At 69.8% G+C, this 530-nt stretch carries 1 pseudogene; it reads left to right on the forward strand.

Annotated elements, in window-relative coordinates:
• Positions 1-530, forward strand: a pseudogene (locus tag VS93_RS26480) (succinate--CoA ligase subunit alpha); the annotation flags it as partial.

A 530-nucleotide genomic window follows, 5' to 3' on the forward strand; every position in this document is an offset into this window, starting at 1 on the left:
CCAAGCCGCGGTGGTCGAGGCGATCGACGCCGGCATCGGCCTGGCGGTGGTGATCACCGAGGGCATCCCGGTGCACGACACCGCCGCCATGTGGGCGCACGCCCGCGCGGCCGGCAACCGGACCCGGATCATCGGTCCGAACTGCCCCGGCGTGATCTCGCCCGGCCAGTCCAACGCCGGCATCATCCCCGCCGACATCACCGGACCCGGCCGGATCGGGCTGGTCTCCAAGTCGGGCACGCTGACCTACCAGATGATGTACGAGCTGCGCGACATCGGTTTCTCCACCTGCGTGGGCATCGGCGGGGACCCCGTTATCGGCACCACGCACATCGACGCCCTCGAAGCCTTCGAGGCCGACCCCGACACCACCGCCATCGTCATGATCGGTGAGATCGGCGGCGATGCCGAGGAGCGCGCCGCCGACTACATCAAGGCCAACGTGACCAAGCCGGTCGTCGGCTACGTCGCCGGCTTCACGGCGCCTGAAGGCAAGACCATGGGCCACGCCGGCGCCATCGTCTCCGGCT

This window comes from Allosalinactinospora lopnorensis, assembly GCF_000981225.1.
Taxonomy (GTDB): domain Bacteria; phylum Actinomycetota; class Actinomycetes; order Streptosporangiales; family Streptosporangiaceae; genus Allosalinactinospora; species Allosalinactinospora lopnorensis.